This window comes from Nocardiopsis sediminis, from assembly GCF_042650565.1.
Classification (GTDB): Bacteria; Actinomycetota; Actinomycetes; order Streptosporangiales; family Streptosporangiaceae; genus Nocardiopsis_B; species Nocardiopsis_B sediminis.
Map to the genome: position 1 here is coordinate 137064 of NZ_JBHSBH010000020.1, position 23502 is coordinate 160565.

At 73.8% G+C, this 23502-nt stretch carries 19 protein-coding genes; 9 read left to right on the forward strand and 10 right to left on the reverse strand.

Features of this window, described 5'->3' with window-relative positions; all coding sequences use genetic code 11:
* Nucleotides 1-366: 366 nt before the first annotated feature.
* Entirely contained in the window at nucleotides 367-1656 is a 1290-nt protein-coding gene (locus ACFOVU_RS28330) for a glycosyltransferase (RefSeq protein ID WP_378538504.1), read from the forward strand.
* On the opposite strand, the gene ACFOVU_RS28335 is transcribed toward ACFOVU_RS28330, so the two are convergent.
* The 5 genes from ACFOVU_RS28335 to ACFOVU_RS28355 form a co-directional block, all read right to left on the reverse strand.
* A complete protein-coding gene (locus ACFOVU_RS28335) occupies nucleotides 1608-2516 on the reverse strand; it encodes a DMT family transporter (RefSeq protein WP_378538506.1) in 909 nt (302 codons plus the stop codon). The two genes, ACFOVU_RS28330 and ACFOVU_RS28335, sit on opposite strands and share 49 nt — an antisense overlap.
* Before the next feature lie 264 nt (nucleotides 2517-2780).
* Nucleotides 2781-4211, reverse strand: a complete 1431-nt coding sequence (locus ACFOVU_RS28340; RefSeq protein ID WP_378538507.1) for a sensor histidine kinase — start codon at nucleotides 4209-4211, stop codon at nucleotides 2781-2783.
* Nucleotides 4208-4915: a response regulator transcription factor gene (locus tag ACFOVU_RS28345; RefSeq protein WP_378538509.1), complete on the reverse strand. Its 708-nt coding sequence runs from the start codon at nucleotides 4913-4915 to the stop codon at nucleotides 4208-4210. The genes ACFOVU_RS28340 and ACFOVU_RS28345 overlap by 4 nt, the downstream gene beginning before the upstream one ends.
* A gap of 23 nt (nucleotides 4916-4938) precedes the next feature.
* Nucleotides 4939-5928: a bifunctional helix-turn-helix transcriptional regulator/GNAT family N-acetyltransferase gene (locus tag ACFOVU_RS28350; RefSeq protein ID WP_378538510.1), complete on the reverse strand. Its 990-nt coding sequence runs from the start codon at nucleotides 5926-5928 to the stop codon at nucleotides 4939-4941.
* Nucleotides 5929-6017: 89 nt separating this feature from the next.
* Nucleotides 6018-6950, reverse strand: coding sequence for an HpcH/HpaI aldolase/citrate lyase family protein (locus ACFOVU_RS28355; protein ID WP_378538512.1), 933 nt, complete (start codon nucleotides 6948-6950; stop codon nucleotides 6018-6020).
* A 170-nt stretch (nucleotides 6951-7120) separates the two neighbouring features.
* Here ACFOVU_RS28355 and ACFOVU_RS28360 point away from each other — a divergent pair, with 170 nt between their 5' ends.
* From ACFOVU_RS28360 to ACFOVU_RS28380, 5 genes are all read left to right on the forward strand, one after another.
* Nucleotides 7121-9445 carry a molybdopterin-dependent oxidoreductase gene (locus ACFOVU_RS28360; RefSeq protein WP_378538513.1) on the forward strand — a complete coding sequence of 775 codons (2325 nt, stop codon included), beginning with the start codon at nucleotides 7121-7123 and terminating at the stop codon, nucleotides 9443-9445.
* Between the two features lie 181 nt (nucleotides 9446-9626).
* On the forward strand, nucleotides 9627-10730 hold the full coding sequence (locus ACFOVU_RS28365; RefSeq protein WP_378538514.1) for a FecCD family ABC transporter permease: 1104 nt from the start codon (nucleotides 9627-9629) through the stop codon (nucleotides 10728-10730).
* Nucleotides 10727-11812, forward strand: a complete 1086-nt coding sequence (locus tag ACFOVU_RS28370; protein ID WP_378538516.1) for a FecCD family ABC transporter permease — start codon at nucleotides 10727-10729, stop codon at nucleotides 11810-11812. Before ACFOVU_RS28365 ends, ACFOVU_RS28370 begins: the two co-directional genes overlap by 4 nt.
* A 67-nt stretch (nucleotides 11813-11879) precedes the next feature.
* Complete coding sequence (locus ACFOVU_RS28375) at nucleotides 11880-12752, forward strand: ABC transporter ATP-binding protein (protein WP_378538517.1); 873 nt, start codon at nucleotides 11880-11882, stop codon at nucleotides 12750-12752.
* Nucleotides 12753-12988: 236 nt separating this feature from the next.
* Entirely contained in the window at nucleotides 12989-13639 is a 651-nt protein-coding gene (locus ACFOVU_RS28380; RefSeq protein WP_378538518.1) for an AAA family ATPase, read from the forward strand.
* Nucleotides 13640-13706: 67 nt separating this feature from the next.
* On the opposite strand, the gene ACFOVU_RS28385 is transcribed toward ACFOVU_RS28380, so the two are convergent.
* The 3 genes from ACFOVU_RS28385 to ACFOVU_RS28395 all read right to left on the reverse strand — a co-directional run bounded on the left by ACFOVU_RS28385 (nucleotide 13707) and on the right by ACFOVU_RS28395 (nucleotide 16580).
* Nucleotides 13707-14456, reverse strand: coding sequence for a hypothetical protein (locus ACFOVU_RS28385; RefSeq protein WP_378538519.1), 750 nt, complete (start codon nucleotides 14454-14456; stop codon nucleotides 13707-13709).
* A 164-nt stretch (nucleotides 14457-14620) separates the two neighbouring features.
* On the reverse strand, nucleotides 14621-14821 hold the full coding sequence (locus tag ACFOVU_RS28390; protein WP_378538520.1) for a hypothetical protein: 201 nt from the start codon (nucleotides 14819-14821) through the stop codon (nucleotides 14621-14623).
* A complete protein-coding gene (locus ACFOVU_RS28395) occupies nucleotides 14808-16580 on the reverse strand; it encodes a PspC domain-containing protein (protein WP_378538521.1) in 1773 nt (590 codons plus the stop codon). Before ACFOVU_RS28395 ends, ACFOVU_RS28390 begins: the two co-directional genes overlap by 14 nt.
* Before the next feature lie 211 nt (nucleotides 16581-16791).
* Here ACFOVU_RS28395 and ACFOVU_RS28400 point away from each other — a divergent pair, with 211 nt between their 5' ends.
* Together ACFOVU_RS28400 and ACFOVU_RS28405 are read left to right on the forward strand one after the other, a co-directional pair.
* Nucleotides 16792-17997 (forward strand): ATP-binding protein, encoded by a 1206-nt coding sequence (locus ACFOVU_RS28400; protein WP_378538536.1) that lies wholly within the window; start codon nucleotides 16792-16794, stop codon nucleotides 17995-17997.
* A gap of 107 nt (nucleotides 17998-18104) precedes the next feature.
* Nucleotides 18105-18776, forward strand: coding sequence for a LuxR C-terminal-related transcriptional regulator (locus tag ACFOVU_RS28405; RefSeq protein ID WP_378538522.1), 672 nt, complete (start codon nucleotides 18105-18107; stop codon nucleotides 18774-18776).
* Nucleotides 18777-18785: 9 nt separating this feature from the next.
* On the opposite strand, the gene ACFOVU_RS28410 is transcribed toward ACFOVU_RS28405, so the two are convergent.
* Nucleotides 18786-19721 carry a nucleoside hydrolase gene (locus tag ACFOVU_RS28410; RefSeq protein WP_449289746.1) on the reverse strand — a complete coding sequence of 312 codons (936 nt, stop codon included), beginning with the start codon at nucleotides 19719-19721 and terminating at the stop codon, nucleotides 18786-18788.
* A gap of 104 nt (nucleotides 19722-19825) precedes the next feature.
* On the reverse strand, nucleotides 19826-20521 hold the full coding sequence (locus ACFOVU_RS28415; RefSeq protein ID WP_378538525.1) for a Pr6Pr family membrane protein: 696 nt from the start codon (nucleotides 20519-20521) through the stop codon (nucleotides 19826-19828).
* A gap of 197 nt (nucleotides 20522-20718) precedes the next feature.
* Between ACFOVU_RS28415 and ACFOVU_RS28420 the strand changes: the two genes are divergently transcribed.
* Complete coding sequence (locus tag ACFOVU_RS28420; protein WP_378538527.1) at nucleotides 20719-23076, forward strand: UvrD-helicase domain-containing protein; 2358 nt, start codon at nucleotides 20719-20721, stop codon at nucleotides 23074-23076.
* Nucleotides 23077-23502 lie beyond the last annotated feature (426 nt).

Here is a 23502-nt window from a genome sequence, read left to right on the forward strand (position 1 = left end):
CGCCGGGCCGCGTGGCCGGATGGGGGACCCGTCCCGACCGGGGGCCGGACGGGTGACCCGGCCCCGCGGGCCCGGAGGCCGGCGCCGGACGCGGTCCGATGCCCGCCCGCGGGGGCGGCGGGCATCGGCGGACGCGGCGGATGCGCTGTGTCGTTTGGTCCTATGGGCACGCTCGCCTTCTTGCTCGGCTCCAACGGCTCTGCAAGTCGGGCCTTCGGCCGGGGGCGGCGGACGGTATCGTTCGAGTCACGGTGCGGTAGGGGTGCGACACGTTCCGCAATGGTTCCGCCTCCGGTGGGCCCGGGGCGGCCACCATGGCCGTGCCGGACGGGGCCGCCCCGCGCCGACACCAGGAGAGATCGAACCATGGCCGTTCCCCCTCCCCCCACGACCGGTGGCCGCGCCCCCGACCGGGGCGGCGCCCACGCCCGCGAGGACGCCGCGGGCACGGGACGGCTGCGGGTCCTCATCGGGACCGACACCTACCCGCCCGATGTCAACGGCGCCGCCTTCTTCACCGCCCGCCTCGCCCAGGGGCTCGCCGACCGCGGCGCCGACGTCCACGTCCTGTGCCAGTCGGCGCACGGCCCGCCCGGTGTCGCCCGCGACGGCGGCGTGGTCGAGCACCGGCTGCGCTCGGTGCCGTCGCTCGCGCACGAGACCCTCCGGCTCACCCTCCCGCCCGGCGCCGCCGGCCACACCCGCCGGCTGCTGGTCCGGTTGCGCCCGCACGCCGTCCACGTGCAGAACCACTTCATCGTCGGCCGCCTGCTGATCGGGGCGGCCCGCCGCTACGGCATCCCGGTCGTGGCCACCAACCACTTCATGCCCGAGAACCTCTTCCACCACCTGCGGGTGCCCGCCCCCTTGCGGGGCCGGATCGGCCGGGCGGCCTGGCACGACTTCGTCCGCGTGCTCGCCGGTGCCGACCACATCACCACCCCCACCCGGATCGCCGCCCAGCTCCTGCTCGACCAGGGGTTCGACCGCCCCGTGGAGGCGGTGTCGTGCGGGATCGACCTGCGCCGGTTCCACCCGCTCGCCGACCCCGGCGCCGAGCGCCCGCGGGTGCGCGCCCGGTTCGGCCTCCCCGACCGCCCCACGGTCGCCTTCGTCGGGCGGCTCGACGAGGAGAAGCGGGTCGAGGAGCTGATCCGCGCCGTTCCGCGGCTCCGGGCCGTCGGCGCGCAGCTCGTCCTCGCCGGGAACGGCGTCCGGCGGCCGCTGCTGGAGGCCCTGGCCGCGCGGTGCGGCGTCGCCGACCGGGTGCACTTCCTGGGCTACGTGCCCGAGCGCGACCTGCCGCTCGTGTACTGGGCGGCCGACGCCTTCGCGATCGCCGGGACCGCGGAGTTGCAGAGCATCGCCACGCTGGAGGCCATGGCCAGCGGGCTGCCGGTGGTCGCCGCCGACGCCATGGCGCTGCCGCACTTGGTCCACACGGGGCGCAACGGCTACCTCTACCCGCCCGGTGACAGCGGCGCCCTGGCCAAGTTCCTCACCGAGATCCTGGTGTCGCCCGCGGAGCGGGCCCGCATGGGCGAGGCGAGCCGGGAGATCGCCGTGCGGCACGACGAACGCGTGTCGCTGGCGAGGTTCGAGCGGATCTACCGCGACGTGGCCCGGGTGCGGGTCTCGGGGCTCGCGGGCGCCTGAACCGCCGGAACGGGGCGGGGCGAGCCGGGGCGCGACGACCGCGCCAGCGTCACCACCCCGATGGTGCCGACCACGGCGGCCACGATCGCCACGGAGGCGTTGACGGGGTCGTTCGGCACCCGCTCACCGAAGAACGCCACCCCGATCAGGGTGGCGGCGAACGGATCGCTGATGAGCAGGGTGGCGTAGGCGAGCGCGAAGTGGCCGGTGCGGTAGGAGTTCTGCACGACGAGGGCGCCGCACAGGCCGATCACCAGCGCGACCACGGTCAGCGGGCTGAGGACCGCGAGCGGGTCGGCCAGGGCGCCCACCCCGATCACCCGGGCCAGCGCCGAGGTCATGGCGTAGGCCACGCCGCCGGCCACGGCCAGCGTCCAGGCGCGTGCGGCGTCGCCCACCAGCCGCGCCACCGCCACGCACAGCAGCATCGCCGCGGCGCAGGCGAGCGGCATCAACACCATCTCGGTGGATGTCAGATGGGGGGCGCCGGCGTGCGAGGGCACCGTGGACAGCAGCCCGGCGAGGGCGGCCGTCACCGCGAGCGACCCGAAGATCTGCTGGGCCGACGGCCGCCGCTTGCGGAAGAAGGCCGAGAGCAGGACGGCGAAGAGCAGGCCGCTGATCCCTATCGGCTGGATGATGATGAGCGGCGCGTGGCCCAGCGCCCACATGTGCGCCCCGACCCCGCCCACGGTCAGCAGCGACCCGGCGCACCATCTGCGGCTGCGCGCCAGGTGCCGGAGGAGCCGCAGCTGGCTGATGCCCGCAACGGGCGCCCGCATCGCGGCGCGCTCCTGGAGGGCCGCACCCAGAGCGGCGGCCAGCGCCCCCGCGATGGCAACGGTGACAGACCACGTCATGTACCGGCTCCGCCCTTCCCCCGATGTGTCCGGCCGATGCGTCCGCCGACGCGACGTCCCCGCGGGGCCTCGGACCTGAATCACTACGTGCCGCCCGCGGAACACTCCACCGGTCCGGACGGCCGCATCCCGGTACCGTCGAACGGACCTGACCTGCGGGCATCTTGATAGGACGCGAGTGAAACGACGATAAAGGGCAAACCGAGATTACCCAGTCCGGAGCGTTCGCGCGCCCGGCGGCCGGTGAGGGACCACCCTACGGCGTCAGGGGAGAGTGGGCACCCAGAAGCCGATCACGGCTCCGCCGCCGGCCCGGTTGTGCGCGAACACCCCGCCGTGGTGGGCCATCGCGATGTCGTGCACCATCGACAGCCCCAGGCCCGACCCGGGCAGCGAGCGCGCCGATGTCGCCCGGAAGAAGCGCTCGAAGATGTGGTCGGCTTCGCCGGGATCGAGCCCGGGACCCCGGTCGCGGACCTCCACGCGGCCCCGGCTCACCACGATCTCGATCGGGGCGGTGCCGTCGGGGTCGAACTTGGCGGCGTTCTCCACCGGGTTGGACAGCGCCCGCTCCAGCGCGCCCGGGACGCCCATGACGGTGCTGTCGTCGGCGTCGACGGTGATCTCGCGCCCGGTGCGCCGCCGGGCGCGCGCGGCCACCTGCTCGGCGATGCCGCGCAGGTCCACCTCGCGCGGCGGTTCGTCCTCGCGGCTGTCGGTGGCGAGCTGCACCAGCTCGTTGACCAGGTCGGTGAGCTCGCGGGTCTCACCCTGGAGGTCGTCGATCAGCCGGTCGCGGGCTTCGGGGTCGAGCCGGTCGATCCGCCGCATGACGCTGACGTTGGTGCGCAGGCTGGTCAGCGGGGTGCGCAGCTCGTGGGACGCGTTCTGCACGAGCCGCCGCTGCTCCTCCTTGGCGCCGGCCAGCCGGGCCAGCATCGCGTTGAAGGCGTTGCCCAGGCGCCCCACCTCGTCGTTGCCGGCCTCCTCCCGGCCGGGGGCGGGGTGGTCCAGCCGCCCGGTGGAGCTGACGTACTCGGCCGCCTCGGTGAGGCGGACCAGCCGGCCGGTGACGGTGCGCCCCACCAGCCAGCCGGCGATGCCCGCGCCGACGAGCACGGCCACGCCCACGCCCACCATCTGCCACGCCAGCGAGTCGAGCATCCGCTCCGTCGGCGACAGGCGCTGCCCGATCTGGATGGCCCCGGAGCCGCCGCCGATGGACACGGTGGCGATGCGGTAGTCCTCGCCGTTGGCCGCCCCCTCGCGGGTGGCGACCACCCCGGGCTCCTGCTCGGCGGCGATCTCGCGGTCCTCGTCGGTCGTCGGCAGGATCTCGAGCGCCTCGGGGCTCTGGACGGAGACGTTCAGGCCGCCGTCGGGCCGCACCACCTGGAAGACGAAGGAGTCGGAGTGCAGGAAGGTGAAGCCGCTCCCGCCGGGGCCGCCGCCCGTGTTCGGCTGCGGGGGCGTGCGCAGGTCGGAGCTGAGGCCCGCCACCGTGGCGTCGAACTCCTGCTCGTGGTCGGTGCGGATCATGAAGGCCGCCGTGTTGTAGGCCAGCGCACCCACCAGGGTGATGACCGCCGCCGCGACCAGCGCGAACCACACCGCGAACCGGGTGCCCAGCCGCCAGTCGGCCACCGGCCGCCACCGCCGCAGCAGGGCGGCCGCCTGGGAACGCACCCAGGTCATCGGCGGGCCTGCGGGCGCACCGTGTAGCCGACCCCGCGCACGGTCTGGATCAGCTGCGGCGCCCCCGCCGGTTCCAGCTTGCGGCGCAGGTAGCTGATGTAGACCGCGAGGTTCTTGGACTCCGGCCCGAAGTCGTAGCCCCAGATCCGGTCGTAGATCGTGGCGTGGTCGAGCACGATCCCGGCGTTGCGGACGAGCAGCTCCAGCAGGTCGAACTCGGTCTTGGACAGCTCGACCTCGCGCTCGCCGCGCCAGACGCGCCGCGCCGCCGGGTCCAGCCGCAGGTCGTCGACCTGGAGGAGGGGCTCGGGGCCCTCATCGGGGGAGACGGGGGCGGCGCGGCGCAGCAGCGCCCGCAGCCGGGCCAGCAGCTCGTCGAGCTCGAACGGCTTGGGGAGGTAGTCGTCGGCCCCCGCGTCGAGCCCGGCCACCCGGTCGGGGGTCTCGACCCGGGCGGTCAGCATCATGATGGGCGTGCGGTCGCCCTCCGCGCGCAGCACCCGGCACACGCCGAGGCCGTCGACACCGGGCATCATCACGTCCAGGACGAGGAGGTCGACGGGGTCGGCGTGCACGGCGGCGATGGCCTGCACCCCGTCGCTCACGGTCCGCACCGAGTAGCCCTCCAGCTGGAGGGCCCGTTCGAGGGACTCCCGGATGGCGCGGTCGTCGTCGGCGATCAGCACGCGGCTGGCTGGGCTCATAGGCACATCGTGGCCTATGAGGGTTAGCCTCCGGTAAGAGGCGCGGCGCCGGCGGATGAGGGCGCCCGCCGCAGGTCCAGCTCCCAGGTCTGGCCGACCAGCTCGCGGCCGAACCGCGGGGCCGGGTCCTCCTCCACCAGGGTGAACCCGGCGCCCTTGTAGATCCGCCGCGCCGACGCCAGCACCGAGACCGTCCACAGCACCATGCGCGTGTAGCCGCGCGAACGGGCGTAGGAGATGCAGTGGCCGACCAGCCGGCCGCCGATGCCCCGGCCGCGCGCCCACGGCTCCACGTGCAGCAGCCTCAGCCGGGCGGTGGTGTCGTCCTCGCGGACGCAGAAGACGGCGCCGGCGCGCTCGCCGTCCGCCTCGGCGATCCAGGCGTCCTCGCACGCGGGGTCGTGCGTGCGGCCGTAGTCGGCGGCGATCCCGGCCACCAGCGCCTCGTAGGTGTGGTCGAAGCCGTGCTCGGCGGCGTACAGGGCCCCGTTGCGCTCGACCACCCAGCCGAGGTCGCCGGGGCGCAGGGGCCGCAGCACCGGGTCGGCGCCGGCGGGCTCCGCGCCGGGCTCGGCGAGCAGCCGGCGGACGCTGCGCAGCGCCGCGACCAGCCGTTCCCGGTCGGCGGGGGAGAGGTGGCCGATCAGCTCGCGGACCTGGTCGGTGGAGCGGCCGTCCAGGGTCCGCGCGGCCGCGGTGCCCTCGCCGGTGGGCGCGATCACCTGGCGGCGGCCGTCGTCGGGCGACGCCGTGCGGGTGAGCAGGCCGCTGCTCTCCATCCGGGTGAGGACCCGGCTGAGCTGCCCGGCGTCCATGTCGAGCGCCCGGCGCAGGTCGACGGCCTCGGTGCTGTCGCGGTGGGCGAGCTCGTAGAGGATGCGGGACTCGGTCAGCGAGAACGGCGAGTCCAGCAGCCCCGGGCGCAGGACCCCCACACGCCGGGTGAAGAACCGGTTGAACGCCCGTACCTCGGCGATGTCGGCGGCGGGCACAAGTGCGGGTTCGGCGGCCATGTTCTGTTCCCCTCGGTCTGCTCGGCCGGATTCGTTGACTCTGTCAAGCAAATCTACAGCCGTCCCCCGGGCGGGGGAACCGCCCGCCGCTAGGAGGGGGTGCGGCGCAGGCCCGCTGCCCGGCCCTTGTGGGCGATGACCAGGGCCATCTTGCGCGACGCCTCGTCGAGCATCTCCTCGCCGAGCATCACCGCACCTCGGCGCTCCACCGTCGTGGCGTGCTCGTAGGCGTCCAGGATCGCCTCGGCGTGGTCGTAGTCCTCCTGCCCGGGCGCGTAGACCTCGTTGGCCGCATCGACCTGGAGCGGGTGCAGCACCCACTTGCCGTCGAAGCCCAGCGCCGCCGACCGGCCCGCCGAGCGCCGGAACGCGCCGGTGTCGCGGACCTGGAGGCAGGGGCCGTCGATGGCCTGGAGGCCGTTGGCGCGGGCGGCGGTCAGGATGCGCATCAGCACGTAGTGGTAGGCGTCGCCGACGTCGTAGCCGGGCGGCTGCTCGCCGACGGCCAGCGACTTCATGTTGAGCGACGCCATGAAATCGGCCGGGCCGTAGACCAGCGCCTCCAGCCGGGGCGACGCCGCGGCGATCGCGTCGACGTCCACCAGCCCGCGGGCGTCCTCGATCTGCGCCTCGATCCCGATGCGGCCCGGCTCAAGGCCCGCGGCGCGCTCGATCTGGGTGAGCAGCAGGTCCAGCCAGCGCACCTGCTCGGCCCCGGTGACCTTGGGCAGGATCAGGCAGTCGACGTTCGCCCCCGCGCCCTCGGCGACCGCGATCACGTCGCGGTACGTCCACGCGGTGTCCAGGGCGTTCACGCGCACCGCCCGCACCCGGTCGCCCCACCCGCCCTCGTTGAGGGCGGCGACGACACGGGCGCGCGCCGCCTCCTTCTCCGCCGGCGCGACCGCGTCCTCCAGGTCCAAGAAGAACGCGTCGACCGGCAGGCCGCGCGCCTTCTCGATGAACCGCGGGCTGGACCCGGGCACGGCGAGAACCGACCGGCGCGACCGCGACGCCACCATGCACACTCCTCTACTACGTCTCTACGACGACGGCTCCGGAGCCCACATCCTGCCAAACGCCCCGGGCGCGGCGGCCTCCGGCCCGCATCCGGGTGCGGGCCGCGAGCCCGCCCCGACGATCCCCGCATAAGGTGCGTACAGGCACGAGGAGAGCGCGGGAGAGGGCGACGGTGGCACAGCAGAACCCGGAGATCGCGGAGTACCCCACCAGCTCCCACTGGGGCACCTACTCGGTGCTGGTGGCCGACGGCACCGTGGTCGGCGTCCGGCCCGACCCCGCGGACCCCGCTCCCTCGCCCATCATCGGCAACGTCCCCGAGGCCCAGCACCACGCCACGCGGGTCGACCGCCCCGTCGTGCGCCGCCGCTGGCTCGAGAACGGCCCCGGCCCCGACGACCACCGCGGCCGCCCCGACGACGAATACGTCGCCCTGGAGTGGGACGACCTGCTCGACCGGCTCGCCGCCGAACTCGACCGGGTCCGCCGCACCCACGGCAACCAGGCGATCTACGGCGGCTCCTACGGCTGGGGCAGCGCCGGCCGCCTCCACCACGCGCAGAGCCAGCTGCACCGCTTCCTCAACAGCATCGGCGGCTACACGCGTTCACGCACCACCTACAGCCACGCCGCCGTCGAAGTGCTCGCCCCCCACGTGCTCGGCGACCAGGGCGCCTACGACCTGCTGCGCCGCCCGGCCACCTGGCAGGCGATCGCCGAGCACACCGACCTGCTGGTCACCTTCGGCGGGCTGCGCGTCTCCAACGCCTGGACCGCCTCCGGCGGGCGCGCGGCCCACACCGCCGAGCCGGGCATGCGCGCCGCAGCGGCCCGCGGGCTGCGCACCATCTCCATCAGCCCGCTGCGCGACGACACCCTGGCCGACATGGGCGCCGAATGGCTGCCAGCGGCGCCGGGCACCGACACCGCGATCCTGCTCGCGCTCATGCACGTGCTCTTCACCGAGGGCCGCGCCGACACCGCGTTCCTGGACCGCTACACCGTCGGCGCCGACATCCTGCGCCGCTATGTCCTGGGCGAGACCGACGGCACCCCCAAGAGCCCCGAGTGGGCCGCCCCCATTTGCGAACTGCCCGCCGAGGAGCTGCGCGGGCTCGCCCGGCGCATGGCCGCGGGCCGCACGCTCATCAACGTCGGCTGGTCCGTCCAGCGCGCCCGCTACGGCGAGCAGCCGCTGTGGGCGGGGATCGCGCTCGCCGCCTGCCTGGGGCAGATCGGCCTGCCCGGCGGCGGGTTCGGCGCCGGGTACGGGTCCATGGGCAGCTACGGCGGCGGCGCCACCCCGCTCGGGCTGCCCAAGCTCCCGCAGGGCGCCAACCCGGTGGACGAATACATCCCCGTGGCGCGCGTGGCCGACATGCTCCTGCACCCCGGCGAGGCCTACGACTTCAACGGCGAGCGCCGCCGCTACCCCGACATCAGGCTCGTCGCCTGGGCGGGCGGCAACCCCTTCCACCACCACCAGGACCTCGCCCGCCTCAGCCGCGCCTTCGCCCGCCCCGACACCGTCGTCGTCGCCGAGACCCACTGGACCGCGACCGCCCGCCACGCCGACATCGTCCTGCCCGCCACGACCTCCCTGGAACGCGACGACGTCACCGCCGGCCAGGGCGACCTGCGGCTGCGCGCCATGCCGCGGGCGGTGCCCCCGCACGGGCAGGCCCGCAACGAGTACGACGTCTACGCCGCCCTCGCCGAACGGCTCGGCGCCGGCGCCGCCTTCACCGAGGGCCGCACCTCCGCCGAATGGCTGCGGCACCTCTACGAGGACTGGCGGGGGCGCACCGGCCGGTCCGAGGAGGTGCCCGGGTTCGACGCCTTCTGGGCCGACGGCTCGACGCCGCTGCCGGGGCGGACGGAACCCGTCACGCTCCTCGGCGACTTCCGCGCCGACCCCGTCGCCCACCCTCTGGGCACGCCCAGCGGCCGGATCGAACTGTTCTCCGCGACCATCGCCGCCTTCGGCCACGCCGACTGCCCCGGCCACCCGGTCTGGCTGGACCCCGGTGAACGGCTGGGCACCGAGCGCGCCCGCACCTGGCCGCTGCTGCTCCTCGCCAACCAGCCCACCGGCCGGCTGCACAGCCAGCAGGACATGGGCGCCCACAGCCGGTCCCAGAAGATCGCCGGCCGCGCCCCGCTGCGCCTGCACCCCGACGACGCCGCCGCGCGCGGGCTGTCCGACGGCGACGTGGTGCGGGTGTCCAACGACCGCGGGAGCTGCCTGGCCGGGGTCGCCATCAGCGACGACCTGCGCCGCGGGGTCGTGCAGCTGTCCACCGGTGCCTGGTACGACCCGTCGGCGCCAGGGGTCACCTGCGCCCACGGCAACCCCAACGTCTTGACCGCCGACATCGGCACCTCGTCCCTCAGCCAGGGCACCACGGGCCAGCTGGCCCTGGTCGAGGTGGAGCGCCACACCGGCCCCGTTCCCCCGGTCCGTGCGTTCACCCCGCCCCGGATCACCGACCGGTAGGGAGAGTCGTTCCAGCTGGGGAGACGTCCGTCACCTGCGGTCCCGGGTTTCGCCGGAACGGGACGTAGGTTAGCCTCGTCTAAGTTCGGCCGAGCCCGGCCGCCCCCCGAGCGATGGAGGACGCGACAGTGGTGTGCCTGCTGCACCGGCCTGCGCCGGCGGTGTGCCGAGGCGCGGCGCGATGAGCCTGGAGCGTCCCTCCACCGCGGTCACCGGCGCCTCGGGGGCCGGAGCCGATGCCGCCGTCGCCGCGGACCTGCTCGGCGACCGCACCCGGGCCAGGGCCCGCACCCACCTGGCGCGTACCGCCGGGCTGGCGGCCGCCCTCGGCGTCCTGGTGGCCTGCGCGCTGCTGAGCATCGCCGTCGGGGCCAAGGCCATCCCGGTCGCCACCGTCTGGGACGCGCTGTGGAGCTACGACGGCTCCTACGACCACAGCGTCGTCCGCGAACTGCGGCTGCCCCGCACCGTCCTCGGGATCTTCGTGGGGGCCGCCCTCGGCCTCGCCGGGGCGCTCATGCAGGCGCTCACCCGCAACCCGCTCGCCGAACCGGGCATCCTCGGCGTCAACTCCGGCGCCGCCGCCGCGGTCGTGGTCGCGATCTTCGTCTTCGGCCTGGCCACCCCGGCCCAGTACCTGTGGTTCTCCTTCATCGGCGCCGGCCTCACCGCCCTGCTGGTCTACAGCCTGGGATCGCGCGGCCGGACCGGCGCCACCCCCGTGCGCCTGGCGCTCGCGGGCACCGCGGTCGCCGCGGTCCTCCAGGGCTTCGTCCACAGCATCATCCTGCTCGACGACTTCGTCTTCGACCGCATCCGGTTCTGGCAGGTCGGCTCCCTCGTCGGCCGCGACCTCGACATCTTCGTGCAGGTGTGGCCGTTCCTGATGGCCGGGGTCGTGATCGCCCTGCTCCTGGGGCCCGCGCTCAACACCATCGCCCTCGGCGAGGACCTCGCCGCGGCGCTGGGCGCGCGGATCAACCGGACCCGCGCCGTCACCGCGCTGGCGATCATCCTGCTGTGCGGCGCGGCGACCGCCGCGGCCGGCCCCATCTGGTTCGTCGGCCTCATCGTCCCCCACATCGCGCGGACCCTGACCGGCCCCGACCAGCGGTGGCTGCTGCCCTACTCCGCCGTGCTCGCGGCGATCCTGCTCACCGGGGCCGACACCCTGGGCCGGATCGTGCTCCCCAACGGAGAACTGGAGGTCGGCATCATCACCGCCCTGGTCGGCGCCCCGGTGTTCATCGCACTCGTGCGGCGCAAGAAGATGGCCCGGATATGACCGCGACCCTGCCCCGCTCCGGCCCCGCCGCCCCGGCGGCCGCGGCCCGCCCCCGCGTGGTGCGCATCGCCGGCGGCCGGTTCTCCTTCGTCCTGCGGCCCCGCATCGCCGCGGTCTACGCCGTCCTGGCCGCCGCGATCGCCGCCGTGTTCGCGGTGTCGCTGATGACCGGCGACTACGAGATCCCCCTGCCCCGCGTACTGCTCGCCCTCATCGGCCGCGGCGAGCGCCTGGACCTGTTCTTCGTGCAGGGCGTACGGCTGCCCCGCGCCTGGGCGGCCGTCCTGGTGGGCGCCGCGCTGGGCGTTGCGGGGGCGGTGTTCCAGAGCCTGTCCCGCAACCCGCTGGGCAGCCCCGACATCATCGGCTTCACCGGAGGCGCGGCCACGGGCGCGGTCGCCACCATCCTCGTCTTCGGCGGCACCATGCTCCAGGTCTCCCTCGGCGCGGTCGCCGGGGGCGTGCTGACGGCGGCGATCGTGTACCTGCTGGCCATGAAGAAGGGCGTGCAGGGATACCGGCTCATCCTCGTCGGTATCGGCATCAACGCCATGCTGCTCGCGGTCCGCGACTACCTCATCACCCGCGCCGAGCTCACCGACGCCATGACCGCGCAGGTGTGGATGATCGGCAGCCTCAACGGCCGCGGCTGGGGCCAGGTCATCGCCGTCGCGATCGGCGCCGGGCTGCTGATCCCGCTCATCCTCGCACTGGGCCCCCGGCTGCGGCTGATGGAGATGGGCGACCAGACGGCCCACGCCCTGGGGGTCCCGGTGCAGGCCACCCAGGCCGTCGCGCTCGTCGCGGCGAGCGCGCTGACCGGCGCGGCCATCGCGGTCGCCGGACCGATCGGGTTCATCGCCCTGGCGGCGCCCCAGCTGGCCCGCCGCCTGGCGCACACCAACGGCACCGCGCTGTTCGGCGCCGGGCTCATGGGCGCCCTGCTGCTGATCGCCGCCGACCTGGCGTCCCAGCGCGTGCTGGCGCCGACCCAGTTGCCCGTGGGCGCGGTCACCGCGATCATCGGCGGCAGCTACCTGGTGTGGCTGCTCCACCGGGAATGGCGGAGCGGACGTGCCTGACGCCAGCGACCAGGAAAGGCGGCCGGCCCGGGACCGGGCCGACCGGTTCGACGAGAAAGAAACAGCAGTGAACACCACGGGAAGCGCATCCGACGGCGCCGGGCCGTCCCGGCTGTGGGGCGAGAACCTCACCCTCGCCTACGACCAGAGCGTCATCTCCCGCGACCTCGGGATCACCATCCCCGACAACTCCTTCACGGTCATCGTCGGGCCCAACGCCTGCGGGAAGTCGACCCTGCTGCGGGCGCTGTCGCGGATGCTCAAGCCCGCCGAAGGCGCCGTGCACCTCGACGGCCGGCTGATCGGGTCCTACCCCTCCAAGGAGGTGGCCCGGCGGCTCGGGCTGCTGCCGCAGAGCTCGGTGGCCCCCGACGGCATCACCGTCGCCGACCTCGTGGCGCGCGGGCGCTACCCGCACCAGAAGTTCCTCAAGCAGTGGTCGCGCGCCGACGAGCAGGTCATCACCGACTCCATGGAGGCCACGGGGGTCGTCGACCTCGCCGGGCGCATGGTCGACGAGCTGTCGGGCGGCCAGCGCCAGCGCGTGTGGCTGGCGATGGTGCTGGCCCAGCAGACCCCGCTGCTGCTGCTCGACGAGCCGACCACCTTCCTGGACATCGCCCACCAGATGGACGTGCTCGACCTCTGCGCCGAACTGCACCAGGAGCGCGACTACACCCTGGTGGCGGTGTTGCACGACCTCAACCACGCCTGCCGCTACGCCACCCACCTCATCGCGATGAAGGAGGGCAGGGTGGTGGCCGAGGGCGACCCGGCCGAGATCATCACCGCCGAACTGGTGGAATCCGTCTTCGGCCTCCCGGTCCGCGTGATCCCCGACCCCGAGACCGGTACCCCGCTGGTGGTCCCCGCCGACCGGACGGGACGCATCTCCGGGCGTACGGCACGCGCTGCGGATGCCGTCGTAGAATCGGCCTAGGAACACCTCCGGCGGACCGCCAGGTCCGCGTGGACCGCTTTCCGAACATCATCGGGGCCCGGCGACGCCCGCCGCCCGATTCCCTCCCTCCGCGGAGCCGCTGCGCGCCCGATTCACCGTGGGCCCCGGCTTTCCCGCATCGGATGATCTCCCGCACCCGACCACCGCCTTAGGTCGTCGTGTCCGGTGACCGGGGCGGTCTCGCCACGTACGCCACCGACACGGAAGGCCGCAGCATGCCGCAGTACCCGCACACGCCGGAGGACACCGACCCCGAGGGCCGCGGCGAGCCGCGGTTCCCGCGCCCACCGGAAGGCACCGCCGACACCGACCGCCGCGTCGTCATCACGGGCGGCCCGGGATCGGGCAAGACCACGCTGGTCGACGCGTTGCGCCGGGCCGGGTTCGCGACGTCGCCCGAGGCCGGGCGGGCGATCATCCGCGCCCAGTCGGCCATCGGCGGCCTGGCCCTGCCCTGGACCGACCCCGGGCTCTTCGCCGAAGCGATGCTGTGCTGGGAACTGCGCTCACACGAGGCCGCCGGCACCTCCCACGGGCCCGTGATCTTCGATCGCGGCCTCCCCGACATCGTCGGCTACCTACGGCTGGAGGGGCGCGAGGTCCCCGCTCACGTCGACGCCGCCGCGCGGGCGTTCCGGTACCGCGCCCAGGTGTTCATCGCGCCGCCCTGGCCCGCGATCTACCGGGCCGACACCGAACGCCGCCAGACCCCCGAAATCGCACGGCGGACCTACGAGGCCATGGCCGCCGCCTACACCGACCACGGCTACGAGCTGATCGAGCTGCCGCGCGCCCCCGTGGCGGAGCGGGTCCGGTTCGTCGTCGACCACATCGGCGGATCCGGGGCGGTCGGCCGACCCGGGTGAGGTCCACCCGTTGCGACCGGCCGGGGTCGGCCGGTCCCCACGGCACAGGCTCCGGCGCCTCAGCCCGTCACCGAAGGGCTCCACGGCCGGGGCGCGGCCGGCCGGGCGCCGGGACGGTTGCCGCGCGCCGCAACCGGTACACCTCGCGCACCGCGATCAGCGCGGCGAGCCCCGCTCCGGCCGCCGCGAGGACGCGCAGCGGTGACGGCAGGACGCGGCGGGCGGACGGCACCGGCTGCGGGGACAGAGGGTCCGGCTCGGGCGCCTGCCGGGGGACCGCCACCACCGGCGGCTCCTCGGGCGGCGGGGACGCATCCGCACCCCGCACCTCGGGCGGCGGGGCCGCCCCGTCGACGCGGTCCGCAGCTGGCTGCGTGGCTTCGGCCGCGAGCGAGGTGCCGAACCGGGCCAGCAGCCGCTCGCCCGCCGCCGCAAGGACGGCCGGCTCCACCAGCGCCCCGCGGCCCGTGACCGAGACGTCGGCGTCGATGGTGACCCGGGTCGACCCGCCCTCGTCCGACAGCCGCCCGGCGATGGTCGCCGACGCCCGGCCGTCGCCGCGCGCCTCCCGCGCTTCGGCTTCGACCACGAACTCGCCGTCGCCCCGGTCGGCGGACAGGATCAGCAGCCGCCCGCGGTAGGTCACCGTGAGCCCGCGCAGCCGCACCCGGAGCCGGCCGTCGGCGCATTCGCCGTCGACGGAGTCGAGGGTCGCGCCCGGCAGGTGGGGGGCGATCCGCGGAAGGTCGCGCACCATCCGCCACGCCTCCTCCACCGGGACGGCGAGCAGGAAATCGTGCCTGACCGGGATGCCCATAGCTGCGCCACCTTCCGCGTCCTGGGGCTCGCACCCCCGGGTATGCCCCGCGGGCGCCGCCGCTAACGACGGTCCCGGGAACAGGAAGGGGGAGCGCCGGCGCCAACGGCCGCGGAAACGCGCCGGCGCCGGGAAGCACGGGCCGGCGGCGCCGCCCCGGGGTCTCAGGCGCGGTCGTCGTGGTCCCGCGACCCGGCAAGCGCGCGCGCCACCCCGGCCGTCCCCACGCCGATGGCGAGGACCGGCAGGACCCAGACCGCGTCGAACCCCCAGTCGGTCGAGCCGCTGATCACGAAGGCCGCCCCGAGCGCGATGAACAGCAGGCCGGCGATCAGCGATCCCCAGTCGGTCTTATGGCGTGACACGCCGCACCTCCATATCGGCACCGATCGCACGCAGATCCACGACCAGCGTCGGCGGATCCTCGGACACGTCACGGCGAGCCGACGAGCGAGCGGAGGCGGCGCCGCCCTCGGCCGAAGGCCCCCGTTCGTGGGGCCGTTGGAGCAGAGCGAGAAGGCGAGCGTGACCTGTGGACACAGTCCCCCCGCTGTCCCCCGCGGCCTGCCCTCCGCCTTCCCCGGACATGCCCGTCGCCCCGTCCGCCGGTGCGGGGCCTGCGCCCGGCGCACCCTCCGTGCCCGGCCCGTGTGCCGTCGCCCCCGGATCCGTGGCGGGCAGCGGCTCCAGCGTCCGGCGCACGTCCAGCCGGGTACCCGCGCGGACGACGTCGTCCACCTGGATCTCACCGAACGATGCGCGGCCGTGCACGACGACCCGCGCCGACGCCGGCACCCACACGTACAGCCCCCCGAACCGCACCTCCGCGTCGACGGCCACCCGCTGTCCCGGCTCCAGCTCCAGCCCGGTCAGGTCCAGTTCGGCCACCCCGCCGGTCAGCGCGCGGGGCCGCTCGGCCTCGGCCACCGTGGCCGGGCGCCACTGCTCCACGCCGAACCGCATCGACGGCGCGTCCAGCGACACCGCAGCGATCAGCGCCAGCGTGACCAGTACCCCCGTGGCGATCAGCCCCCGCGGATCGCCCACCCACGTCGCGGCGACGAGGGCGACTCCGATGATCACGACGATGCTCCCGAGGTAGACGGGGCCGAGAGTGGGCCCCAGCAGGTCCGCCGGCGACGCGCTCCTGTGGAGGCCCAGGGTGATCCCGGTGGCCGCGACGATCCCCCAGAACACCAGCCGGAACCACCGGAACCCGCGGCGCCGGCGCGCCTCCCGGCGGCGCTCGCGGGCGTCGCGGCGCAGCTCCCGCGCCCTGCGCAGGCGTGCTCCGGCTTGGGCAGGAAGCGCCCAGTGGGCGCCGCCGGGGCCCGCGTGAGCCCCGCTCGCGGGACCGTCCCCATCGGCCCCGCCCGCCGGGCCGTCGCCTCCGCCCCCGCCCGCACCCCCACTGCCGTCGCCATCCCCGTCACCGACACCGCCGCCGTCCCCCTCGCCCTCCCGGCTCCCGGCCCCGGTCGCGTCGTGACCGGGGCGGGCGGCGCGCGCCCGGTCGGCCACCACCTTCAGGTCGATGGGCCCGGCCGGCGCCTGGGCCCAGGGCTGGGCCGGGTTGAAGTAGGCGGGCTTGGGCTCGGGTGCCGGGGCCGCCGGCGGCGGCTCCTTCGACCGCAGCAGCCCGGGCAGCTCCCGGTAGGTCCTCTGGAGGTTGACGCCCCGGTTGTGCGCCACGAGCGCGCCCAGGATGAGCGGCGTCGCCAGCACGAGCGTCCCCCAGCTGAACCCGCCGATCAGGCTGAAGGCCGCCGCCGCGGCGAGACCGGCCCCGAGCAGGGCGGGGACGGCGCGCGCGGCGAGCCTGCGGTTCAGCAGCTGCTCGGCCATCGCCGGCCCGCCGTCGGTGTCGCGCATCATCACCCACGAGGCGAGGTAGAGCGCCAGCCCCGTACCGCCCGCCAGCGCCGTGAGCGCGAACGCCACCCGCCACACAATGGGGTCGATCCGCGTATAGGAGCCGAGGCCGGCGCACACGCCCGTGACCACGCCGGCCTCGTTGAGCCGGACCAGCTCCCGGTCGTCGGCGCCGGACGCGGGATCGCCGGAGACCGGCACCGCGGATCCGCCCCGCGCAGTACCGTCCATCGGCCCTCGCCCGTCACTCACGATCGGTCACCACGTCCACCTCACACCCTCATCGTCGTCGCCCACCGGACCCGCTGGGCATCGGGGACGACCCTGATCACACCCTGAACCGGCACCAGGGACCCCGGGGGCGCGCCCCTGATGCAGCGCCTACCCCGCAAAGGGCATTCTGGGGAGGGACCGGACGAAAGGCGAGGAGGACGCGAGCACCGTGACCCAGACGGCGAGCGACATGCCGCGCCTCTACCGCGCGCGCGACGGGCGGCTCGTCGCGGGCGTCGGGGTGGGCCTGGCACGCCATCTCGGCATCGACCCGGTCGTCACCCGGCTCGCCCTGCTCGCCCTGGGCATCGGCGGCATCGGGATCGCGGTCTACCTGGCCCTGGTGTTCTTCGTGCCGGTCGAGCCCGAGCCCGAACCCGGCACCGAGGGAACCGAAGCCGCGCCCACCGCCGAGCGGCCCCGGGCGCGCATGGGCCGCGACATCGGCCAGCTCCTGGCGTATCTGGCCCTGGCCAGCGGTCTCGGCGTGCTCTTCCTGGTCTTCGGCGGCGTCTTCGACCCGCTGCTGTGGTTCCTCGTCTTCGGCGCCATGGGCGCCACCATCCTGTGGCAGCAGGCCAACCCCGCCCTGCGCGACGAGTGGATGGCCACCACCGCCTTCCGCGACCGCAAGAGCTGGGTGCGCACCGTCGCCGGCGTCCTGCTCGTCGTGGTCGGGGTCATCGGCTTCCTCGTCTTCCAGCAGCAGCTGCACGAGGCCCGCGCCGGGCTGACCTTCGCGATCGCCATGCTCGCCGGGATCTCCCTCATCGCCGCCCCGTGGATCATCGGCCTGGTCCGCGAACGCGACCGCGAGCGCCGTGAACGCATCCGCAGCCAGGAGCGCGCCGAGCTCGCCGCCCACATCCACGACTCCGTGCTGCACACCCTGACCCTGATCCAGCGGCGCGCCGAGGACCCCCGCGAGGTCCAGCGCCTGGCCCGCGTCCAGGAACGGGCCCTGCGCAGCTGGCTCTACCGGCGGCCCGCCGACGCCGAGACCACCGTCACCCCCGCCCTGGAACGCGCCGCCGCCGAGGTCGAAGAGGCCCACGGAGTGCCCATCGAGGTCGTCTGCGTCGGCGACTGCCCCATCGACGACGCCGTCCACGCCGGGCTGCGCGCCGCCCGCGAGGCCATGGTCAACGCCTCCAAGTACGCCGGGACCGACGCCATCTCCGTCTACGCCGAGGTCGACCCCGACGAGGTGCTGATCTTCATCCGCGACCGCGGCCGCGGCTTCGACCTCGGGGCCATCCCCGAGGACCGGATGGGCGTGCGCGGCTCCATCATCGGCCGCATGGAGCGGCACGGCGGCAGCGCCCGCATCCGCACCGCGCCCGGCGAGGGGACCGAGGTCCAGCTGCGCATGCCGCGCCCCGCGGCCGCCGGCTGACGGCCTGACGACCCCGTACCCCCGCGCCCGCCCGGCGCCCGCACGCGGGCGTGGCCGGTACCGGCACCCGGCGGCGCCCCGCTGACCGGGTGGGTAGAGTCCAGGGTGTGGGAGACGAGAACAGCACCTTCGCCGACGGCACATCCGTTCCGCGCGTCGTGATCGTCGACGACCACCGGCTCTTCCGGAGCGGGGTCCGCGGCGAGCTCGGCGACGCCGTCGACGTCATCGGCGAGGCCGGCGACGTCGACAGCGCCGTGCGCGTCATCACCGAGCGGCTGCCCGACCTCGTCCTGCTCGACGTCCACCTGCCGGGCGGGGGCGGCGCCGAGGTCCTGCGCCGCGTCCTGCCCCAGCACCCCGAGATCCGCTTCCTGGCGCTGTCGGTCTCCGACGCCGCCGAGGACGTGATCGGCGTGGTCCGGGGCGGCGCCCGCGGCTACGTCACCAAGACGATCTCCGGCAAGGACCTCGCCAGCGCCATCGTCCGGGTGGCCGACGGCGACGCCGTGTTCTCCCCGCGCCTGGCGGGCTTCGTCCTCGACGCCTTCTCCGCGACCGACGCGCCCCCGATGGACCCCGAACTGGACCGCCTCACCCAGCGCGAGCGCGAGGTCCTGCGCCTCATCGCCCGCGGCTACGCCTACAAAGAGGTGGCCAAGGAGCTGTTCATCTCCGTGAAGACCGTCGAGACCCACGTCTCCTCGGTCCTGCGCAAGCTCCAGCTCTCCAACCGCCACGAGCTCAGCCGCTGGGCCACCGCCCGCAAACTCGTCTGACGCCGGCGCCTAGCGCAGCGAGTCCGTCAGCCGCTTGAAGAACGCCTCGCGGTCGACCTCGGTGACCAGCCGGACCGAGGGGCGGGGGTCCGCCGACGTGTCGGCGCCGGGCCGCAGGTCGGCGATCGTCAGCCCGCGGGTGTGGCGGCCTTGGAGCTCCACCCGCACCGGCACGTCCACGTGCGCGGTCACCAGAGCGGGGTCGAGCAGCACCGCCGCGGCCAGCGGGTCGTGCATGGCGCACGCCCGCGCGCCGAACAGCTTGCTGTACCAGGCGACGTAGAACTCCAGGAAGTCCGACGTCGTCGAGGCGCGCTCGCCCTCGATCCGCTTCAGCCCGTCCAGCCACGCGGCGTCCACTTCGGTCTTCATGGTGATGTCGAGCGCGACCAGGGTCAGGTCGAAGCCCGCGGCGAACACCGCTTCGGCGGCCTCGGGGTCGTTGGAGGTGTTCGCTTCGGCCCACGGGGTGACGTTGCCGGGGGCGCGGACCGCGCCGCCCATGACCACGACGCGGCCGACCAGCTCGGGCAGCCGGGGCTCCAGGGAGAGCGCCAGCGCGAGGTTGGTCAGCGGGCCGACCGCGAGGACGTCGATCTCGCCGGGCGCCGAGCGGGCCAGCCGGACCAGCAGCTCAGCGGCCGTCTCCGCGACGGGCTCGTGATCGGCGGCGGGGAGCACGACGTCGCCCAGGCCGTTGGCCCCGTGCACCGATTCGGCCAGGGTCGGCGGCTGCACGAGCGGGCGCTGCGCACCCCGCGCCACCGGGACCCCGGGCGCCCCGTAGAGCCGCAGCAGGCGCAGGGCGTTGTCCGTCGTGGTGTCGACGTTGTGGTTGCCGAACACCGTCCCCACACCGGCGATCTCGGCTTCCGGCCGCGCGGTCAGGTACGCGAGCGCCAGCGCGTCGTCGATCCCCGGGTCGCAGTCGACGAAGATCCGCAAGTTGTCTCCCATGGTGTCCGATGGTGTCCGATCAGCGAAGGTCGCGACCCAGAGTAGGACCGGGACCGGGCACCGCCGCGAGGTGGGGCGGCCAGCGGGGCGGCTCAGGGGTCGGCGGGCGTGGGGGCGGACGGCTCCGCGCCCGCGCCCACACCGGGGCGGCCGCCCGGGACCAGCGCCCCGGCCAGCCTGTCGACGCCGACGATCACCAGCCCCAGCAGGTAGAACGCGATGGCGTAGCCGAGCACGTTCAGCAGCAGGCCGTCGTAGCCGATCACCGGCACGTCGACGAAGAAGTACGGGTAGGCGCTGCCGGGCAGCACGATCCCGCGCACCGTCGTGAACACCACGTAGACCAATGGGTAGGCCAGCCACAGGGCCGCGTGCCGCCACCGCAGTCGGCCGTGCCGGTCGAACAGCAGGAAGTCGAGAACGGCCAGCAGCGGGGTCACCGTGTGCATCAGGAGGCCGGTGTCGATGAAAGGCAGGACCTGGGCATCCGGCTCCCCCGGGACCGCCGGCGGCAGCGGAACCGGGCCGCCCGAGAGGACCAAATGGAACACCAGGCCGGTGATCAGGATGTAGAGCGTGGCCGCGCCCTTGACCACCGGCGGCGGGCCCGGCCGCCCCCGGAACGACGCATAGGCCCCGGCGGCGAAGCACGCCACGAGGATCGCGTTGCTCTGGACCGTGAAGTACACCAGCGGCGACCAGATCCCCGACCGCGCCATGTCCACGCCGATGCCGACCACACCGGCCACGACCACGACCGACCGGAACAGCCCGACCACGACCGGCATGCCCGCCCCTCCCTCTTCCCGACGACCAACCGATGCTATGCGCCCGCCCGCGCCCCCTCCGTTGGAGCCCGAGCCCGATGCCGACGGAATCAGCGCGGATCGGAGTTCCCGCTGGTCCGCGGAGCGCCCGCCCCCGCAGCCCAGGGGAACCGCCCGACGGGCGGCGAGCGCTCCGCGCTCCCCGTAACCTGGGGGGCGTGCCGTCCCTAGAGCTGTCCCTCAACGATCTCAACGCCCCGCAGCGCGAAGCCGTGACGCACTCCGGCAGCCCGCTGCTGATCATCGCGGGCGCCGGTTCCGGGAAGACCCGGGTGCTCACCTACCGGATCGCGCACCTGCTGGAGCAGCGCGGCGTGCGCCCGGGCGAGATCCTGGCGATCACCTTCACCAACAAGGCCGCCGCCGAGATGAAGCAGCGCGTCGAAGGGCTCATCAGCTCGCGCGCCGCCAATGCCATGTGGGTCCTGACGTTCCACTCGGCGTGCGTGCGCATCCTGCGCCGGGAGGGCGGCCGGCTCGGCTACCCCAGCAGCTTCACCATCTACGACGCCGCCGACTCCAAGCGGCTGATGCAGCTCGTCTGCAAGGAGATGGACCTCGACCCCAAGCGGTTCCCGCCCAAGTCGTTCTCCGCCCAGGTCTCCAACCTCAAGAACGAGCTGATCGACTACGACACCTTCGGTGAGAGCGCGCAGACCGAGCAGGAGAAGAAGCTCGCCGAGGCGTACACGCTCTACCAGCGGCGGCTGCACGAAGCCGGCGCCATGGACTTCGACGACCTGATCATGCTGACGGTCAACCTGCTGGAGATGTTCCCCGACGTCGCCGAGTACTACCGGCGCCGGTTCCGGCACGTGCTGGTCGACGAGTACCAGGACACCAACCACGCGCAGTACCGGCTGGTCCGCCAACTGGTGGGGATCGGCGGGGACACCGACCCCGCCGCCTTCCCGCCCCCCGAGCTCTGCGTGGTCGGCGACGCCGACCAGTCCATCTACGCGTTCCGGGGCGCGACCATCCGCAACATCCTGGAATTCGAGCGGGACTACCCCGAGGCGCGCACGATCCTGCTGGAGCAGAACTACCGGTCCACGCAGAACATCCTCAACGCCGCCAACGCGGTCATCCAGCGCAACCCCGACCGGCGCGAGAAGAAGCTCTGGTCGGACCAGGGGATCGGCCCGAAGATCACCGGGTATGTGGCCGACAACGAGCACGACGAGGCGGCGTTCGTCGTCGGCGAGATCGACAAGCTGCACGACGAAGGCGAGTTCACGCCCTCGCAGGTCGCGGTGTTCTACCGGACCAACGCGCAGTCCCGCGTGTTCGAGGACGTCTTCATCCGCACGGGACTGCCGTACAAGATCGTCGGCGGGGTGCGCTTCTACGAGCGCAAGGAGATCCGCGACATCCTGGCCTACCTGCGGGTCCTGGCCAACCCCGAGGACACGGTGAGCCTGCGCCGCATCCTCAACGTGCCCAAGCGCGGCATCGGCGACCGGGCGGAGGAGAGCATCGAGCTGTTCGCGGCGCGCGAGCGGATCTCCTTCGCCCAGGCGCTGCGCCGCGCCCAGGACGCCCCGGGCATCGCGACGCGCTCGCTCAAGGCCATCCGCGAGTTCACGGCCCTGCTGGAGGAGCTGGAGGAACTCGCGCCGAGCAGCAGCCCGTCGGAGATCATCGAGGCGGTGCTGCACCGCACGGGCTACCTGTCGGAGCTCGCGAACTCCAAGGACATCCAGGACGAGAGCCGGGTGGAGAACCTCGAGGAGTTCGTCGACGTCGCCCGCGAGTTCGAGAACACGTTCAGCGGGCCGCTGTACGGCGGCGAGGAGGAGGAAGAGCCCGGGGCCGCCGCCGGCGAGGAAACGGGCCCCGAGGGTGCCGCGGCGGCGACGGGAGAAGGCGCCGGAGAGGAGGCCGAAGGGGAGGGGGAGACCACCCCCGAGCCGACGCTCGTCGACTTCCTGGAGCAGATCTCGCTGGTGGCCGACACCGACCAGATCCCCGACGCCGACGAATCGGGCGGCGTCGTCACGCTCATGACCCTGCACTCGGCCAAGGGGCTGGAATTCCCGGTGGTGTTCCTGACCGGGATGGAGGACGGCGTCTTCCCGCACATGCGCACGCTGGGCGAGAAGGAGGAGCTGGAGGAGGAACGGCGGTTGGCGTACGTGGGAATAACGCGGGCGCAGCAGCGGCTGTACATCAGCAGGTCCGCCGTCCGCAGCGCGTGGGGTACGCCTTCCTACAACCCGGCGTCGCGGTTCCTCGATGAGGTCCCCAAGGACCTGGTGGAGTGGCGGCGGTCGGAATCCGCGATCGCCCCGTCGCGCCCGAAGTTCGCGACCCAGTCGCGCAAACCGTCCGCCCGGCCATCGCGCGAGGTGCCCACCCTGGAGGTGGGCGACAAGGTCACGCACGACTCGTTCGGCATGGGCACGGTGCAGCTGGTCGACGGTGTCGGCGACCGCACGAAGGCGAGGATCGACTTCGGCGCCGACATCGGGGAGAAGGACTTCCTGGTGAAGTTCGCCCCGATCGAAAAGCTCTGACCGGTCACGGTGACGGTGACGGCCGCCGCGGACACCGTGGACTCCGCGGCGGGTTCCGGCGGTTCGATAGCGCTCTGTGACCGGGAATCGGTAACGAGCGCTGTGCGGAGCCTGTAGTCTGAGGACACCGAGCGAGCAGAACACGGGATCCCCCGTGGGCGAGCCGGTTCCCCCGCTCCAGCGGCTGTCACGAGCACTCGGGACGGACGGTAGAGTGGGAACCACTCCGGAAAGCGACTCTGGATCTTGACAGGGAAGCAAGTCGGAGTAAGGTAGAAGGGTTGGCCTCGAACGGGAGCCGTGATAAGCTCCGGTCGGGAAATACCAACAAGACGGAAGCTCCGCCTCTGCGGAAAAGCCTCGGGAATTGCTCCTTGTGTGGGTGGTTCGGGCTTGTACGGGATGAGCGGTTGTTTTTTGAGAACT

Coding starts and splice junctions, on each gene's coding strand:
- ACFOVU_RS28330 (WP_378538504.1), top strand. CDS start 367: ATGGCCGTTCCCCCTCCCCCCACGACCGGTGGCCGCGCCCCCGACCGG.
- ACFOVU_RS28335 (WP_378538506.1), bottom strand. CDS start 2,516: ATGACGTGGTCTGTCACCGTTGCCATCGCGGGGGCGCTGGCCGCCGCT.
- ACFOVU_RS28340 (WP_378538507.1), bottom strand. CDS start 4,211: ATGACCTGGGTGCGTTCCCAGGCGGCCGCCCTGCTGCGGCGGTGGCGG.
- ACFOVU_RS28345 (WP_378538509.1), bottom strand. CDS start 4,915: ATGAGCCCAGCCAGCCGCGTGCTGATCGCCGACGACGACCGCGCCATC.
- ACFOVU_RS28350 (WP_378538510.1), bottom strand. CDS start 5,928: ATGGCCGCCGAACCCGCACTTGTGCCCGCCGCCGACATCGCCGAGGTA.
- ACFOVU_RS28355 (WP_378538512.1), bottom strand. CDS start 6,950: ATGGTGGCGTCGCGGTCGCGCCGGTCGGTTCTCGCCGTGCCCGGGTCC.
- ACFOVU_RS28365 (WP_378538514.1), top strand. CDS start 9,627: ATGAGCCTGGAGCGTCCCTCCACCGCGGTCACCGGCGCCTCGGGGGCC.
- ACFOVU_RS28370 (WP_378538516.1), top strand. CDS start 10,727: ATGACCGCGACCCTGCCCCGCTCCGGCCCCGCCGCCCCGGCGGCCGCG.
- ACFOVU_RS28380 (WP_378538518.1), top strand. CDS start 12,989: ATGCCGCAGTACCCGCACACGCCGGAGGACACCGACCCCGAGGGCCGC.
- ACFOVU_RS28385 (WP_378538519.1), bottom strand. CDS start 14,456: ATGGGCATCCCGGTCAGGCACGATTTCCTGCTCGCCGTCCCGGTGGAG.
- ACFOVU_RS28400 (WP_378538536.1), top strand. CDS start 16,792: ATGCCGCGCCTCTACCGCGCGCGCGACGGGCGGCTCGTCGCGGGCGTC.
- ACFOVU_RS28415 (WP_378538525.1), bottom strand. CDS start 20,521: ATGCCGGTCGTGGTCGGGCTGTTCCGGTCGGTCGTGGTCGTGGCCGGT.